Source organism: Rhizobium sp. SVR5-9E, from assembly GCF_056755095.1.
This window is the reverse complement of record NZ_JBNDHS010000561.1, coordinates 1-252: the sequence shown is the minus strand read 5'-3', so window position 1 is coordinate 252 and position 252 is coordinate 1. Positions and strand designations below refer to the sequence as shown.

Here is a 252-nt window from a genome sequence, read left to right as displayed (position 1 = left end):
CACCAACTATGCGACCGGCACGATCACGGGCGGCGACGGTGCAAGCGGCATCTTTGCGTTCGGCAGTGCAATCATCACCAATGCCGGAGCGATCACGGCCGGCGATTCCACCGGATTCTCCGGCGGCATTCTGGCGATCAGTGACAACACCACGATCACCAACACCGCCACCGGCACGATCACGGTCGGGCAGAACGCCGCCGGCATCTTCCTGCAAGGCGACTTCCAGACTGTCAGCAATCTCGGCACGAT

General features: G+C 62.3%; 1 protein-coding gene. It reads left to right on the top strand.

The features are described from left to right. Positions 1–252: hypothetical protein (locus ACPYOJ_RS36065; protein WP_481420488.1), on the top strand; the 252-nt coding region annotated here is incomplete at both ends.